A 14,946-nucleotide genomic window follows, 5' to 3' on the forward strand; every position below is an offset into this window, starting at 1 on the left:
GACCGGCGTGGGGATACCGTGGGAGAGACGCCCTGGGTGGTGCTGTCGTGCGCGCACGACCTGAGCGCGCACGCGAGAGACCAAGGTACCAGCGGCCGCCGAAGGGCGCCGAATCGCCCAGCGTGCAGACGGTTCAGCCCCGGTGCTCCCGGGTGATCGTGAGGATCACCCGCTCCAGGGCGTAGACCGGGTCCCGGCCACCCCCCTTCACCTCGGCGTCGGCCGCGGCCACGGCCTGGATGCATCGCCCCAGGGCGGACCCGTCCCAGCCGGCGAGGTGGCGGCGAGCCTTGTCCACCTGCCACGGGGCCATCCCGAGGTCGCGGGCCACGTCGGCGCTACGACCGCGACCGGCGCCGCCCACCTTCGCCAGCTGGCGCAGCTGCTGGGCCAGCACCGCCACGATCGGCACCGGGTCGACACCGACGGCGACCGCGTGCCGGAGCAGCCGGAGCGCCTCGCCGGCCTCGCCGGTGACCGCGGCGTCGGCCACCTTGAAGCCCGTCGCCTCGACCTTGCCCCCGTGGTAGGTCTCGACGACGTCCGCGTCGATCACGCCCGTGGTGTCGTCGACGAGCTGACGGCAGGCGGCGGCCAGCTCGCGCACGTCCTTGCCGACCGCCTCGACGAGCGCCTGGACCGCCTCCGGCGTGGCCCGGCGGCGGGCCGCGCGGAACTCGTTCGCGGTGAACTGGGTCTTGTCCCGGTCGCTCTTGATGGCCGGCGCGTCGACCACCCGGGCGCCGGCCTTCTTCATCGTGTCCAGCACCTTCTTGCCGCGGTTGCCCGAGGCGTGGACGACGACCAGGGTCACCTCGTCGGCGGGGTCCTCGAGGTAGGCGAGCAGGTCCTGCTGCAGGTGGTCCGGGGCCTCGTGCAGCCCTCGGACGACGACCGCCTTGTCCTCGCCGAAGAGGGACGGGCTGGCGTGCAGCGCGAGCTCGCCCTCCTCGTAGGCGGTGGCCTCGAGGGTGATCATCTCGACGTCGGGAGCGGTGACCCGCAGATCGTCCCGGATGGCGGCCAGAGCGCGCTCGGCCAGCAGCTCCTCCGGGCCGCTGATGAGCACCAGCGGAGGCACCCGGGTCGGGACGTCGACGGTACTGGTGTCCTCGCTCACGCAGGTGAGCATGCCACGGGCCACGGACAGCGCCGCACGTCTCATCGCCGACCGACGCGCTCCCCGGTGGAGGTGTCCCGACGCGCTCTGGCGCGTCCCATCACCTCCACTGACGACGCGCGAGCGGCGGTGGAGGTATCCCGACGCGCTCACGCGCGTCCGATCACCTTCACGGACCCAGATCATCTCCGTCGGCTGCGGCGTGGAAGCCTGGAGGATCGATGTCGCCGAGGCGACCGCTCAACCGTCGAGCAACCCCTGGAGCACCTCGGCCTCGTGCCGCAGCTCCTCGGCCCGGTCCGGTCGGCTCGCGGCCAGACCGGACGCCGCGCCCTGACGCTCGACGATCTCCCCGGCGAGGATCGCCCGCACCTCCGGCTCCCCGAGCTCACGCCGAGGTGCCTCCGCGGCGCCGACCCCGACGGCCGAACCTTCGACCGCGCCCGCTGCCGGCGCGACGGTGACCGGCACCGCCTCGGCGTTCTCGATCGCGGCGAGCGCGGTCCGGCAGACCCGGACGACGACCGTGTCGCGCTCCTTCATGGCCTGCACGAGGCGGGCGCGCAGACGTCCGCGGAGGTCGGTGGGTGCCGCCATGGCGCCACCCTGCCACCTGCGCCGACGCCTGTCAGCGAGAGCGGCCCGCCATCACCGACTCGCGCCCAGGCGTCGAGAACCTCTCGGACGCACGACAAGCCTGCTCCGGCGAGCGAGCGATTATCGGGTAACCCGATAAACGCTCGGCGGGCAAGGGAGAGGCGACGTGGGTGGTGGATCGGGCTCGGTCAGGGGCGCAGGCCCAGGCCCGTCAGCCGCGCGGCGACCGCCTCGTCCGGGCGGTCCAGCTGCTCGGCGAGCGCGGGCACGTCGAGACCGAGGGCGACGCCGTCGCGCAGCTCCTCGTCGTCCTGCTCGCTCCAGCCCTCGCCGCCGGTGACCGCGGTGCGAGCCCCCTTCCCGGCCGGCGGCGACCCGGCCACCGGCCGAGGGTGCTCGGCGCCGTCGCTGCCGGTGCTGGCCACCGGCTCGACGGCCCCGGTGAGCCCGCGCCGGGCCGGGTCGCCGACCGGCAGCGGGTCGGGCGCGGTCTCGTCGAGCCGGGCCAGGGCGCCGAGCACGAGGTCCCGGTCCGTGGTCGGCCAGAAGGGCGGCAGCGAGCGCTGCAGGAAGCCGGCGTACCGGGCGGTCATCATCCGGCTGTCCAGGAAGGCCACGACGCCCCGGTCGTCGCTGCGCCGCACCAGCCGCCCGGCGCCCTGGGCCAGGCGCAGCGCGGCATGGGTGGCCGAGACCGCCATGAAGCCGTTGCCGCCCATCGCCTTGATCGCCTCGGTGCGCGCCGAGGCGAGCGGGTCGTCCGGCCGCGGGAAGGGGATCCGGTCGATGAGCACGAGCTGGCAGCTGCTGCCGGGCACGTCCACCCCCTGCCACAGGGTGAGGGTGCCGAAGAGGACCGTGCCGGGCTCGCGGGCGAACTGGCGCACCAGCGTGCCGATCTGGTCGTCCCCCTGGCACAGCACCGGGTGGTCGTCGCCGAGCCGCTCACGCATCTCCTCGGCGGCCTGCTGCGCCGCCCGCCGGGAGGAGAAGAGCCCCAGCGCGCGACCGCCGGCCGCCCGCACCAGCGCCTCGATCTCGTCGAGGGTCTGCGGCGCCAGCCCGTCCCGGCCGGGCGCCGGCAGGTGCTGGGCGACGTAGGCGATGGCCTGCGACGGGTAGTCGAAGGGGGACCCGACGTCCAGCCCGGTCCAGCTCGGGGATCCGTCGCCGCGCAGCCCGAGGGTGCCGGCGACGGCGTCGAAGGTGCCGCCGAGCTCCAGGGTCGCCGAGGTGAGCACCACGGTGCGGTCCCGCGGGGTCGAGTCGTCGCTGCCCTCCCCCGCGGCCGGCGCCCCGAAGACCCGGTCGCGCACGAGCATGGCCACGCTCATCGGCGCCACCCGCAGCACGGCGCCGCGGCGCGGGTCCTGGCTGACCCAGACGACGTCGAGCTCGCGCTGCTCGAGGATCCGCGCGGCGACGTCGAAGAGCTCGGTGACCGCGGCGGTGGCGACCTGCCGGGAGCCGTCGGTCTCGGCCCCCTTCTCCGGCTTGAGCTCGGTGAGCATGCCGCGGGCGACGTCGCGCAGCCGCTCCAGGGCCAGCGCCAGGCTGTCCGGCAGGCCGGAGCGCAGCCGCCCCTCGGGGGCGTCGGTCAGCACCGCCTCCAGGGTCGCGGCGGCGTCCTCCAGCCCGTCCGTGGTCTCGACCATCCGCCCGGCCCGGGTGCCGGCCGCGCGCACCTGGGCGACGGTCAGCTCGTCGGTGATCGTCGAGGTCACCCGGTCGACGAGCTCGTGCGCCTCGTCGACGACGAGCAGGTCGTGCTCGGGCAGCATGGCCCGCGGCTCGAAGGCGTCGATGGCCATGAAGGAGTGGTTGGTGACGACGACGTCGACCTCCTTCGCCGCGGTCCGGGAGCGCTCGACGAAGCACTCCTCGACCAGCGGGCAGCGGCTGCCGAAGCACTCGTCGGCGCTGACCGACACCTGCCGCCAGGCGCGCTCGCTGACGCCGGGGACGAGCTCGTCCCGGTCGCCGGACTCGGTCTCGTCCGCCCACTCGCGCAGCCGCAGCACCTCCTGGCCGATCCGGCCGGCCGCGGCGTCCGCCTCGCCGACCTCGAAGAGCCCCTCGTCCTCGTCGGGGAAGCCGCCCTCGAGCTTGTGCGCGCACAGGTAGTTACGACGCCCCTTGACCAGGCCGTAGGTGGGGCGCCGGCGCAGCAGCGGCTCCAGCGCGTCGGCCACCCGGGGCATGTCCCGGTCGACGATCTGCGACTGCAGCGCCAGGGTGGCGGTGGCCACCACCACCGGACGCCCGGTGCGCTGGGCGTGCGCCACCGCCGGGACGAGGTAGGCCAGCGACTTGCCGGTGCCGGTCCCGGCCTGCACCAGCAGGTGCTCCTCGGCGCGGGCGGCGTGCTCGACCGCCTGCGCCATCTCGACCTGTCCGGGGCGGGTGCTGCCACCGACCCCGGAGACCGCGGCGGTGAGCAGGTCGTCGAGGGAGGGCACCGGCACAGGCTAGTCGCCGGGGACGACACCCGCGTCCGTCAGTGCCAGGCCGCCGGAGAGTCGGCCGGTCGGAAGGCGTACAGAGCGCGCAGCCGGACCTCCGCCAGCGCCGCGTAGCCGTCCGCCGCCTCTCGCAACCGCCGCTCCGGGGCGTAGCCGAGCATCATCGAGGACCGCAGCCGGGCCGCCCTGTCCGCCGAGAGGCTCCCCTGCGCAGCCCGCAGGCAGAGGTGAGCACCGAGGTTGCCCAGGTCGAGCGCGGGATCGCCTCGGGCCAGCAGGTCGGCGTCGAGCACCCCCACCTCGCCGGACGCATCGACGAGGAGCTGCTTGTCGTGCAGGTCGCGGTGCACCAGCCCGAGCCCGGGCGGGCCGGCGGCGTCGATCGCCGTCGCGGCCCGGTCCGTGCGGCGACGGAGGTCGGCGGCCAGCACGGCGGTGATCGCACCGTGCCTCCTGGCCTGCTCCACGACCGCTCGGGTGGCCGCCGTCTCGGCCGCCAGGTCGTGCCGCGGGAGGTCCGTGACCAGCTCCCGCGGCGCCTCGTGCAGCGTCCGGACGGTCGCCCCGACCGCGCCAGCGGATGCCTCGCCGAGATCGGGCAGCAGCTGGTGCACCGGTGTCCCGGGCACGGTCGCGAGCCTCAGCAGGCCCTGGTGCGGGTCGATCGCGGTGACCCGGGGGGCCCGCAGACCCGGCACCTGCGCCACCCGGGAGGTGCGGTCCACCAGGTCTGGCAGACGCCGCCTCCGGACGAGCTTGAGGTAGCCCTCGTCGTCGTGCACGACGGCCCGGCGCTCCGGCCGGTGGGCGACGAGGGTGGCGCCGCCGGCCACCAGCGGCGCCAGCCGGGTCAGTCGTCGGTCGGCACCGGCGTCCTGGACCAGGAGGTGGGGACCGCACCGCGTGACCAGGCCGGGAGCCACCTGCGCGGTCTCCCGGGCGATCGCCTCGGCCTGGTCAGGGTCAGGCACCCACTGGCCACGACGCAGCTGCCCGGAGGTGTCACGCGCCTCGACGTGCAGCACGTCCCCTCGCGGCTGCGCCCGGCACAGCTCCAGCCCGGACGCCGCGAGCTCGCGCCCCACCTCAGCGAGCACGTGAGTCACCCCCGGCGGAGCCGGACCCGGGAGCACCGACGACGACGGCTGCCGTCTCGACGATCGCCGTCATCACGGCCGGCCACCGCGGGTGCGCCTGGCGGAAGGGCTCCGCGGCCCGGGCGAGCAGCGCGAGGGCCAGGTACGGCTGCAGGTCCTGGGGCTGGCTCCCGTACCCGTCGAGGAGCGGCGGGGTCGATCGGCGCAGCACCTCCAGACCGACCTCGGTGAGAGGTGGGGCCGTGCGGGCCTCTGTCGCCGGCGCGGTCGGGTCGGCCGCGGCGAGGGCCTCCACGACCTCGACGGCCAGCACGGACGCCAGGTCCTCGCTCGGGACACCCCAGCGGGACCGGTCCAGGTCGATGACCGTGGGCGGCTCGCCGCCGATCACCTGGTCGCGTGAGAGGTCTCCGTGGATCAGGCACGACGGCGCCGGGGACACGCCCTCCCGAGCGAGCGAGGCGGTGCGGCGAGCCAGCTCGGTGATCTCCGGCAGCAGAGGTCCGGGCAGGGTCGCCGGCTCGGGCGCTCGAGCGGTCCCGGCGACCAGGCGGGAGGGTCCCGGGTCGTGCAGCAGCGAGGCCGCACGGCCGATCAGCGTGAGCTGCCGGTCGCTGGCGTGCGCCGGGATCACCTGACCAGGCAGATGGTCGAGGACCAGCAGCCCGCGACCGAGGTCGGCGTGCCGTACCCGTGGCAGTCTCACCCGGGCTCCGGCCGCACGATGCGCCCGCTGGTGCGCGGCCAGCGCCGGCCGGACCGAGCCCTTGGTGTAGGCGCGCAGCACCAGCGGGTCGTCGCCGACGGTCTCGAGGGACCCCACCCAGCGGCGTCCGGGCTTGTGCGCGAGCGTCCGCGGCAGCCCGAGGGGCCTGGCCTGCGGACCGAGCGCCGCGGTGGCGACCTGCTCCAGCCAGTCCGGTCGTCGCACCCGGCGCAGGGTCGGGAGATGCCGGTCGGCCATGGCATCGACGACGAGCAGGCCGAGAGCCGGGTCGTCGAGCAGCACATCCCCCGGGTGGACCCTCCGGAGGGTCTTCGCCCGCTTCTGCGGGGCGGCGCCGCCCCAGCCGTAGACGATCGTCGCGCGCCCTCCGAGGGCCACGGCGGCGACGACGCTCGTCCCCGGCTTGTAGCGCAGGTAGGTCCGGCGGGCGGGCATCCCGACTCGCTGCGCCAGCGCCGCGTCGTCGAGGACCAGCCTGAGCGACGGCAGCTGCTCGTCGGCGGCGACCATGCGCCGGACCGCCTCGTCCGCCGCAGGACCACGATCAGCGGGTGACATCGAGGGCTCCCTCGATGTCGTCGGCGCGCCGGACCAGCACCTCGTCCGGGGTCCCGGCGTCGGCGACCCGTCCCGCCTCCAGCCACACCAGCCGGTCGGCCGAGCGAGCGGCCGCGAGGTCATGAGTGATGACCAGGGTGGTCCGGCCCGCGGTGAGCCGGTCGAGGGCGCTGGTGACCTCGGCCTCGGTCTCCTCGTCGAGACCGGTGGTGGCCTCGTCGAGGATGACGACCGGCGCGTCCCGGAGGACCGCCCGAGCGATCGCGACGCGCTGACGCTGCCCGCCCGAGAGGGTCTCGCCGCGCTCGCTGACGATCGTGTCGTACCCCTGAGGCAGGTCGCGGATGAACTCGTGGGCGCCGGCCACCTGGGCGGCCGCCACGACCTGCTCCTCGGTGACCTCGTCCGGTCCGCCGACGGCTCCCATGGCGATGTTCTCCCGTACGCTCGTCGCGAAGAGCAGGCTCTCCTGGAGCACCACCGCGACCTGGGCGCGGACGTCCTGGACCGTAAGGTCACGGAGATCCCAGCCGTCGATCCGCACCGCGCCGAGGTCCGGGTCGCGCATCCGCAGCACGAGCCCGGCGACGGTGGACTTGCCGGCGCCGGAGGGGCCCACCAGGGCGACCCGCTCGCCCGGCAGCAGGCGCAGATCGACACCGCGCAGCACCGGATGTCCCGTCTCGTAGCCGAGGTGCACGCCGTCGAGCTCGACGAGCCCCCGCAGCCGTCGGCCGCTCCTGGCACGAGCGGGGTCCAGCACCTCCGGCTCCTCCTCGAGCAGGTCGACCACCCGCTCGGCGGAGGCGGCCGCCTGAGAGATGCGCCCCGTGTACTTGGCCAGGTCCCGGAGCGGTTTGAAGGCAGCCTTGAGATAGGTGATGAAGACGACCAGCTCTCCCGGGGTGAGGGCGCCGGCGAGCACCCGGTGAGCACCGACGAAGAGGACCAGTGCGGTCGCCACGCCGACGAGGACGTCGGTGCTGCGCTCCAGCCCGGCCGCGAGCCGCTTCGCCTTCACCCCGTCCTTGAGGGTCTTGAGGTTGTTGCTCGCGAAGCGGTCCTGCATCTGCCCCTCGAGCGTGTACGCCTGGACGACCTTCATGGACCCGAGCGTCTCGGTGGCCAGCGTCGCCAGGTGTCCTTCGGCCCGGCGCTGGGTCTTGGACACCTCGTGGATGCGGGCGCTGGCGCGGCGCCCGGTCAGCAGGAAGACCGGGAAGACGGCCAGCATGCACAGGGCGAGCCGCCAGTCCAGGACGAGCACGACGACGACCATGGCCACGAGCGTGACGACGTTGCCGGCGAGCGGCAGCGCGGCCGTGACCGTGACCTCCTTGAGCCGGCCGACGTCGGCGGTCAGCCGCTGCACGAGATCTCCGGTGCGCGCCCGGTCGTGGAAGGACAGCGAGAGCCGCTGCAGGTGGGCGAAGGCGTCCGCCCGGACCGCGGTGAGCAGTCTGTTGCCGGCCAGGGCGAAGCAGATCGTCATGAGATAGCTGGCGACGGCGCGCAGCAGGACGACGGCGAGCAGTCCGAGGCAGGAGAGCACCAGCACCTGCTGCAGGTTCGTCGGATCCTCGACGGCGATGTCGGCGCCCAGCCGTCCGACGACCCCGTCGATGACGAACTTCATCGGCCACGGCTCGAGCAGCCGCATGGCGACCTCGATCGCCATGGCGGCTCCGCCACCGGCCACCAGCAGCCGCTGCTGGTGCAGGTGCGGTCTCACGTGCGGCAGCAGCCGGCGCAGGCCGGGCAGCGCCTGTCGCAGGGTGCGCGGCCTGGGACGCCGGGCCGGGGTCGCGGCCGCGCTCATGCGACCTGCCGTCCGCCCAGCGCGTCCCCGACCGACCGGGGCAGGGTCGCCACGATGGTGTCGAGGACGGTGGACCAGTCGTGGCGCTCGCGCGCTACCTGGCGAGCCCGTCGGCCGAGAGCCTGCCGCCGGGCCGGGTCGTCGCGCAGCGCAGCCAGCGCGTCGGCGAGGCCGGCCGGGTCGTCCGGGCGCACGAGCACCCCGGTCGCTCCGTGGTCGAGGAGCTGCGGGACCGGGCCCACCCGGCTGGCCAGCACCGGCAGCCCGGCCGCCAGGTACTCGTAGATCTTCAGGGGGGAGAAGTAGAAGTCGGGGAGGTCCGGGTAGGGCGCGACCGCGAGATCCATCCGGGCCAGCTCGGCGGGCATCCGGGACGGGTCGACCGCGCCGACGAGGTCGACCCGGTCGGAGATGCCGAGCTCGGACGCCAGCCGGGCCAGCGCGTCGGCCTGGGGACCGTCACCGACGATCCGCACCTGCGTGCCGTCCGGCCGGTCGAGCCGGGCCACGGCGTCGAGCAGGGTGGCCACGCCGTGCCAGGGCTTGAGGGTCCCGACGAACCCGATGGTGAGCGGCTGCCCGGCCGGACGGTTCCGGCCGCCGACCGGCGGACGCACCGTGGTGGTGTCCACCCCGTTGGGGACGACGTGCACCCGCGTCGCGGTCGAGCCTGGGTCCGGGAGCCGGTCCCGGACCCAGGCCTCGACCGGCCCGGAGACGCAGACGACGGAGGCGGCGTGCGCGGCAGCCCGCGCGACGACCTCTTCCGCCCGGTCGCGGTCGACGAGCACCCGGTGCTCCGCCTGCTCGTCGATGAGCGGCGCGTTGACCTCCAGCACGGCCGGGACGTGCTCACCGGCTGCCCACGCCAGCGCGTCGGCCGACCACAGCGCGTACCGCTCGTACACGAGATCGAGAGGCGCCTCGGCATGGATCGCGGCGAGCACCTCGCCGGCAGCCTCGGCCGACTCCTGGGCGGACCGCTCGCGCTCCGCCCCCGGAGGACCGGACACCCGAGGCAGCGGGTGCACCTGGACGCCGGCGAGACCCGCTGGCACCGGACCCCCGACCCGGGCGGCGACGAGGTGAACCTCGGCGCCACGGCGACGGAGCTCCCGCACGACCGCCTGCACGTGCACGGAGGCACCCTTGCGTCCGTGCACCGGTACGCCGGGATCCGTGCAGACGTAGGCCACCCTCATGACGCCACGTCCCGGGCCGGCTCATCGACCGCCGCGCGGAAGATCTCGTGGAGCTCGCGGGCGTGCTGCCGGATGTCGAACTCTGCCTCGAGCAGCCGTCGGGCGGCGAAGGCGCGCCTGGCCGCTCCCTCGCGGTCGTCGAGGATCCGGAGGACAGCCGCAGCGAGCTCGGCCGGGGAGGACTCTGGCACGAGCAGCCCGGTCTCGCCGTGCCGGACCAGCTCTGGGATCCCGGTGACCGGGGTGGCGACGGTGGGCGTCCCGAGGGCCAGCCCCTCGAGCAGCACGGTGGGCAACCCGTCCCTGTTGCCGTCTGCCCCGACGATGCACGGGGCGACGAGCACCTCTGCGGCAGCGACGACCTCGTGCACCCGGGACTGTGGCAGCGCGCCGTGCAGGGTCACCTGCGCGGTGAGGCCCAGCTCACCCACGAGCCGGCGCAGCCGGGCCTCCTCGGGTCCCGCACCGACGAGATCCACGTGGACCTCCCGACCGGCCTCGGTGAGCAGGGAGGTCGCCCGGAGCAGGTCGGCGAAGCCCTTCTTCTCGACCAGACGGCCCACGGCCGCCAGCCGTGGGGTCGCGGCGCGCTCCCCCTTCGGCTGGTAGGGGAACCGCTCGAGGTCGACGCTGTTGTAGAGCCGGACCACCCGATCGGCCGCCGTGCCGTGCTCGTCGCGCAGGTGGTCGAGGTTGTAGTCGCTCACGGTGACGACCGCGCTGGCGTCCCGCAGCCTGTCGGACAGCGCCGACCGGTCGACGTCCTCGTGGAAGATGTCCTTGGCGTGGGCGGTGAAGCTGTAGCCGATGCCGGTCAGTCGCGCTGCCAGCCGGGCGACCGCGGTGGCGACCGAGCCGAAGTGGGCATGCAGGTGCTGCAGCCCGTTGCGGCGCACGGCGGCCGCGACCTGGACGGCCGCCAGCGCCTCGTCCGGCGGCGACGCCAGGAGCTCATCGAGGTGCTCGCAGACCTCGGGCACCAGCGCCGCGGCGGTCGCGAGCTCGTCCCAGAACGGGGCCACCTTGTGCTCCCGCGCAAGGTAGGTGACGGGGGCTCGCACATCGGCCAGCGCCTCGTGGAAGCGCCCGTCGACGGGCAGCCGCAGCGAGAAGATCTCCACCTCGGTCCCCAGAGCCTCCTGGTGGAGGATCTCGTGAACGATGAAGGTCTCCGAGAAGCGGGGGTACATCTTCAGCACGTATCCGACCCGCAGGCCTGCGGGCGGCGCGCTGGTGGCGCTCATGGGACTCGCGGTGCTCATCAGCTCGCCATCTCCTCGCGGCGGGGCCGGGTGGGCGCGAGGCGGGTTGACAGCGCCCGCCTGGCGACGCCGGGGACCCGAGCCAGGCCGTCCAGGGCGACCTCGACCCGTGCTCCCTGCGAGCTGCCCGCCGTGACCGCATCAGCGAGCCAGGCGGTCACGGCGGTCGGATCGAGAGCCTGCGGGGCCATCGCGTCGACCAGGCCGAGCCGGCTGAGACGGTCAGCACGGACGAGCTGCTCGACCCTGGGGCGGATCCGCGGGACGACGAGGGTCGGCCGGCGGCTGGCCAGGGCCTCGCACACGCTGTTGTAGCCACCCATCGTCACCACCGCCGCCGTGTCCCGCAGCAGGACGTGCGTGTCGGTGACGAGCTCGCGGACCACGAGGTCCTCGCGCGCCTCGGCCACCCGTGCCAGCGCCGCCCGCTCCCGCTCCGCCATGTAGGGCCCGGTGATGAGGACACCGGTGTGCCCGTCGGGGTAGCTCGACCGGGCGAAGGCATCAGCGGTCGGGTACCCGTCCTGGCCCCCGCCGACGAGGCACAGGACGAAAGGGTGCGGTACCGGCTCTGCGCTGGCTCCGTCGCCCTCGTCGAGCCGGGCTTCGTCACGTCCGTCGGCGAGGTAGCCGGTGTAGCGCATCTTCGCCGCCACCCGCGCGGGCAGCCGGTACTCCGTGGCGACGTCGAGGACCGCCCGGTCGCCGTAGACCCAGATCTCGTCGTAGTACGTGTCGACGGCCTCGGTGCTGCCCTGCTCACGCCACTCCTGGCGGGTGGTGATGGGGTCGTCGAGGATGTCCCGCAGACCGAGCACCACCCTCGGCCGGCGACCCGTGGTGTGACCGGACACGTCCACCAGCGCCTCCAGGGCCGGCACCAGCTCACCGTCGAGGCCTCGGGGCACCTTGTCGACGATGACGAGGTCCGGCCGGTAGGAGATCAGCGCGGAGGCGATGATGCCGCTGCGGAGCTCGAGCAGGCGTGCCAGGGGCATCTCGAAGGTGCCGGCCGCGTAGCCCCCGTCCGCGCCCTTGGTCACGGTCGGCACCGTGACCACCTCCGTGTGGGGCGGGAGCGGCAGCGCGGTGGCCTGGGGCGCCCCGGTGATCAGGAGCACATCGGTGGACGGCTCGTCCGCGACCAGGGCGGCCGCGAGCGCGATGTTGCGTCGGATGTGCCCGAGGCCCTGCGTGTCGTGGGAGTAGAAGGCGATGCGTCGCCGAGATGTCCGCTGCATGTACTCAGCGTGGACGGCCACGATGAGCAGGCGGTGACGCTCGGATGAGCAAACACTCATGGAGGCGACGCGCCCGGTCCAGGTCTGGCCGCAGGTCGCGTGCCGGCTACCCAGCACGAGACCTCCCGACCGCGCAGCGGCCGCCAGGGCGGGGTTCCGGCTCAGCCGGGTGGTTCCACCGGGCGGAAGCGGTAGCCGACCCCGCGGACGGTGAGGATGCGCTCGGCGCCGATCTTGCCGCGCAGCGCCCGGACGAAGACGTCGACGACGTTCGAGCCGGGGTCGAAGTCCATGTCCCAGACCATGCCGAGGATCTGCTCCCGGGAGAGCACCTGGTCGCGGTGGGCGACGAAGGTGTCCAGCAGGGCGAACTCGCGGGCGGTGAGGTCGTGGGTCCGCCCGCCCACGGTGACCACGTGCCGGCGCAGGTCGAGGGTGAGGTCACCGGCGACGACGGTGCCGGCGTCGCCGGTCGGTGCGGCGGCGGCCTCCCCCTCGCGCAGCCGCAGCCGGACCCGGGCGAGCAGCTCGGCGAACTGGAAGGGCTTGGTCATGTAATCGTTGGCGCCGCCGTCCAGCCCGGCCACGGTGTCGTGCACCCCGTCCCGCGCGGTGAGCATGATCACCGGCAGCGCGTGCCCGTCCTCGCGCAGCCGCCGCAGCACCTCGAAGCCGTCCATCCCGGGCAGCCCCACGTCGAGGACGACGAGGTCGAAGGCGCCGGTGGCGGCCAGCGCCCAGGCCTGGCGCCCGTCCTCGGTGATGGTGGTGCGGTAGCCGGCCGAGCGCAGCCCCTTCTCGACGAAGGAGGCGATCTCGACGTGGTCCTCGGCGACGAGGATGCTGCTCATACCCTCTCCTCCTCCAGCAGCGACGCGACCCCGTCGCTGCGTGCGTCCGGCACGTCGTCCGCCCGGTCCGTCCCGCCCGTCCCGTCGGAGGTCCGCTCCCCCAGCGGCAGCACCAGGGCGAAGGTGGCGCCCTCGCCCGGCGCCCCGCCGACCTCCACCCGGCCGCCGTGGGCCTCGGCGATGGCCCGGACGATGGCCAGCCCCAGCCCGGCGCCGGCGTGCCGGCGGCCGTCCGGCGGGTCGCCGTGCGAGAAGCGCTCGAAGATCCGCTCCCGGTCGGCGACCGGCACGCCGGGACCGGTGTCGGCGACCGCGATCCGCGCCACCGGGCCCAGCGCGGGGTCGTGCTCGAGCAGCGACGAGAGCGTGATCGCGTCGCCCTCCCCGGTGTGCTGGACCGCGTTCTGCGCCAGCTGCAGCACCGCCTGGGTGACCCGTTCGGTGTCCAGCCGGGCGCTGCCCTCGGCGACGTGCGCGATGAGCCAGCGGCGCGGCGCCAGGGCGCTCATCTTCGCGTCGATGGCCAGGGTGAGCTCGGCCAGGTCGACGCCGTCGCGGACCCGGAGGAAGTCGGGACGGTCCGCCTTCGCCAGGGACAGCAGGTCGGTGACGATCCGGCTCATCCGGTCCAGCTCCTCGGTGACGATCCGCAGGGTGGCCTCCCGGGAGCGGGGGTCGTCGTCGATGAGCTCGAGGTGGCCGCGGATGATCGTGATCGGGGTGCGCAGCTCGTGCCCGGCGTCGTCGACGAAGCGCTGCTCCGCGGCGAAGGCCTCCTCGAGCCGGTCGAGCATGCGGTTGAAGGTGACCGCCAGCCCGGAGACGTCGTCGTCGCTGCTGACGTCGATCCGTCGGGTCAGGTCCTTCTCGGTGATCTCGGCCGCGGCCAGGTGCACCAGGTGGACCGGGCGCAGGATCCGCCCGGCCGCCACCCAGGAGACGACCCCGGCGAGCACCATCCCGCCGAGCGAGAGCAGCGTGAGCAGCTGCAGCGTGGAGGTCACCCCGGCCTGGGCGTCGGCGGTGAAGACGGCGACGACGAGCACCCCGTCGGGGCCGTCGGCCTCGACCACCGCGCGGCCCCAGCGGATCTCGCCGGCGGGGGTGTCCCTCGTCCCGGAGGAGGCGTCGGCCACCTCGTCGAGGAAGGCCTGGTCCGCGGCCAGGTCGTACTCGCCGGGGGCAGGCACCTCGGGGCCGCGCACCTCGAGCACCTGCCCGTCGCGGCCGACGTATCCCATGATCAGCTCGCCGGTCCCGGCGCGCTGCCGGTCAAGGAAGACCTGCAGCATCCGCTCGGTGGAGGTGAAGGGCTGCCCGGTCTCCGGGTCCTGGCCCTCGGCGGCGAAGGTGCGGAACTCCTCGATCTCCTGGGTGACGTCGCCGTTGGCCTCGGCGGCGACGTCGGCGCGCAGCACCCCGTTCGCCACGAGCAGGATGCTGGCCAGGGTCGCGGCGAGGATGACGAGGACCCAGCCGACGATGGTGCCGCGGGCCAGGCGGGGACGTCGGCCGGTGGCCGGCCCGTGCCCCTGGTCAGTCGTCGTCACCGTCGTCGTCCTCGTCGTCGTCCTCCCCGTCATCATCGTCGTCGGGGCCGTCGTCGTCATCACCGTAGAAGGTGGAGGGCGGCGGCGTGACGGTTCGCTGGGTCCAGGAGCGACGGGTGCTGCTCGTCGGGCGCGGCGTGCTCGTGCTGCGCGGGGTCGACGTCGCCGAGGGCGTGGTCGCCGAGGGAGTCGTGGTCGACGACGCGCTGGTCGAGGTGCTGCTGGTGCTGCTCGACCCGCTGCCGGAGGTGCTGGAGCCGGTGCCGCTCGTGGGTGTCGACGTGGTGCTCGCGGGCTGCTGCAGCGGGACGACGGTGTCCTCGACGCTCGGGCGGTCCTCGCCGGCCAGCGCGGTCGCCCCGACAGCGAGGACGGGCACGAGGAGCAGGGCGAGCAGCAGCGCCACCTCGCGGCGTCGGGTGAACCAGCGCACGCCTCGTCTCCTGTCGTCCCGGCCCCG

12 protein-coding genes are annotated in these 14,946 nt (G+C 74.5%); all 12 read right to left on the reverse strand.

The window, feature by feature from the left end; all coding sequences use genetic code 11:
- Positions 1-133: 133 nt before the first annotated feature.
- The 12 genes from holA to BJY28_RS14690 all read right to left on the reverse strand — a co-directional run bounded on the left by holA (position 134) and on the right by BJY28_RS14690 (position 14,919).
- On the reverse strand, positions 134-1,132 hold the full coding sequence (gene holA / locus BJY28_RS14635) for a DNA polymerase III subunit delta (protein WP_179464195.1): 999 nt from the start codon (positions 1,130-1,132) through the stop codon (positions 134-136).
- 228 nt (positions 1,133-1,360) lie between these two features.
- Complete coding sequence (locus tag BJY28_RS14640) at positions 1,361-1,717, reverse strand: GatB/YqeY domain-containing protein (protein ID WP_179463648.1); 357 nt, start codon at positions 1,715-1,717, stop codon at positions 1,361-1,363.
- A 188-nt stretch (positions 1,718-1,905) separates the two neighbouring features.
- The gene (locus tag BJY28_RS14645; protein ID WP_343037140.1) at positions 1,906-4,176 is read right to left on the reverse strand and encodes an ATP-dependent DNA helicase; all 2,271 of its coding nucleotides are present in this window, start codon (positions 4,174-4,176) and stop codon (positions 1,906-1,908) included.
- A gap of 38 nt (positions 4,177-4,214) precedes the next feature.
- The gene (locus BJY28_RS14650) at positions 4,215-5,276 is read right to left on the reverse strand and encodes an aminoglycoside phosphotransferase family protein (protein WP_179463649.1); all 1,062 of its coding nucleotides are present in this window, start codon (positions 5,274-5,276) and stop codon (positions 4,215-4,217) included.
- Complete coding sequence (locus BJY28_RS14655) at positions 5,266-6,561, reverse strand: phosphotransferase (protein WP_179463650.1); 1,296 nt, start codon at positions 6,559-6,561, stop codon at positions 5,266-5,268. The genes BJY28_RS14650 and BJY28_RS14655 overlap by 11 nt, the downstream gene beginning before the upstream one ends.
- Positions 6,548-8,380, reverse strand: a complete 1,833-nt coding sequence (locus BJY28_RS14660; protein WP_179463651.1) for an ABC transporter ATP-binding protein — start codon at positions 8,378-8,380, stop codon at positions 6,548-6,550. Before BJY28_RS14660 ends, BJY28_RS14655 begins: the two co-directional genes overlap by 14 nt.
- On the reverse strand, positions 8,377-9,519 hold the full coding sequence (locus BJY28_RS14665; RefSeq protein ID WP_218875389.1) for a glycosyltransferase family 4 protein: 1,143 nt from the start codon (positions 9,517-9,519) through the stop codon (positions 8,377-8,379). The genes BJY28_RS14660 and BJY28_RS14665 overlap by 4 nt, the downstream gene beginning before the upstream one ends.
- Positions 9,520-9,578: 59 nt before the next feature.
- Complete coding sequence (locus BJY28_RS14670) at positions 9,579-10,826, reverse strand: glycosyltransferase (RefSeq protein WP_179463653.1); 1,248 nt, start codon at positions 10,824-10,826, stop codon at positions 9,579-9,581.
- A gap of 17 nt (positions 10,827-10,843) precedes the next feature.
- A complete protein-coding gene (locus BJY28_RS14675; protein ID WP_179463654.1) occupies positions 10,844-12,085 on the reverse strand; it encodes a glycosyltransferase family protein in 1,242 nt (413 codons plus the stop codon).
- Positions 12,086-12,246: 161 nt separating this feature from the next.
- On the reverse strand, positions 12,247-12,936 hold the full coding sequence (locus BJY28_RS14680; RefSeq protein ID WP_179463655.1) for a response regulator transcription factor: 690 nt from the start codon (positions 12,934-12,936) through the stop codon (positions 12,247-12,249).
- Positions 12,933-14,486 (reverse strand): ATP-binding protein, encoded by a 1,554-nt coding sequence (locus tag BJY28_RS16960; protein WP_218875391.1) that lies wholly within the window; start codon positions 14,484-14,486, stop codon positions 12,933-12,935. Before BJY28_RS16960 ends, BJY28_RS14680 begins: the two co-directional genes overlap by 4 nt.
- Positions 14,473-14,919, reverse strand: coding sequence for a hypothetical protein (locus BJY28_RS14690; protein ID WP_179463656.1), 447 nt, complete (start codon positions 14,917-14,919; stop codon positions 14,473-14,475). The genes BJY28_RS16960 and BJY28_RS14690 overlap by 14 nt, the downstream gene beginning before the upstream one ends.
- Positions 14,920-14,946 lie beyond the last annotated feature (27 nt).

It is taken from the genome of Janibacter alkaliphilus, assembly GCF_013408565.1.
Lineage (GTDB): Bacteria > Actinomycetota > Actinomycetes > Actinomycetales > Dermatophilaceae > Janibacter > Janibacter alkaliphilus.

What these genes read in the sequence shown, in the direction of transcription:
- holA (WP_179464195.1), bottom strand. Translation starts at nt 1,132, where the DNA reads ATGCTCACCTGCGTGAGCGAGGACACCAGTACCGTCGACGTCCCGACC.
- BJY28_RS14640 (WP_179463648.1), bottom strand. Translation starts at nt 1,717, where the DNA reads ATGGCGGCACCCACCGACCTCCGCGGACGTCTGCGCGCCCGCCTCGTG.
- BJY28_RS14655 (WP_179463650.1), bottom strand. Translation starts at nt 6,561, where the DNA reads ATGTCACCCGCTGATCGTGGTCCTGCGGCGGACGAGGCGGTCCGGCGC.
- BJY28_RS14660 (WP_179463651.1), bottom strand. Translation starts at nt 8,380, where the DNA reads ATGAGCGCGGCCGCGACCCCGGCCCGGCGTCCCAGGCCGCGCACCCTG.
- BJY28_RS14670 (WP_179463653.1), bottom strand. Translation starts at nt 10,826, where the DNA reads ATGAGCGCCACCAGCGCGCCGCCCGCAGGCCTGCGGGTCGGATACGTG.
- BJY28_RS14675 (WP_179463654.1), bottom strand. Translation starts at nt 12,085, where the DNA reads ATGCAGCGGACATCTCGGCGACGCATCGCCTTCTACTCCCACGACACG.
- BJY28_RS14680 (WP_179463655.1), bottom strand. Translation starts at nt 12,936, where the DNA reads ATGAGCAGCATCCTCGTCGCCGAGGACCACGTCGAGATCGCCTCCTTC.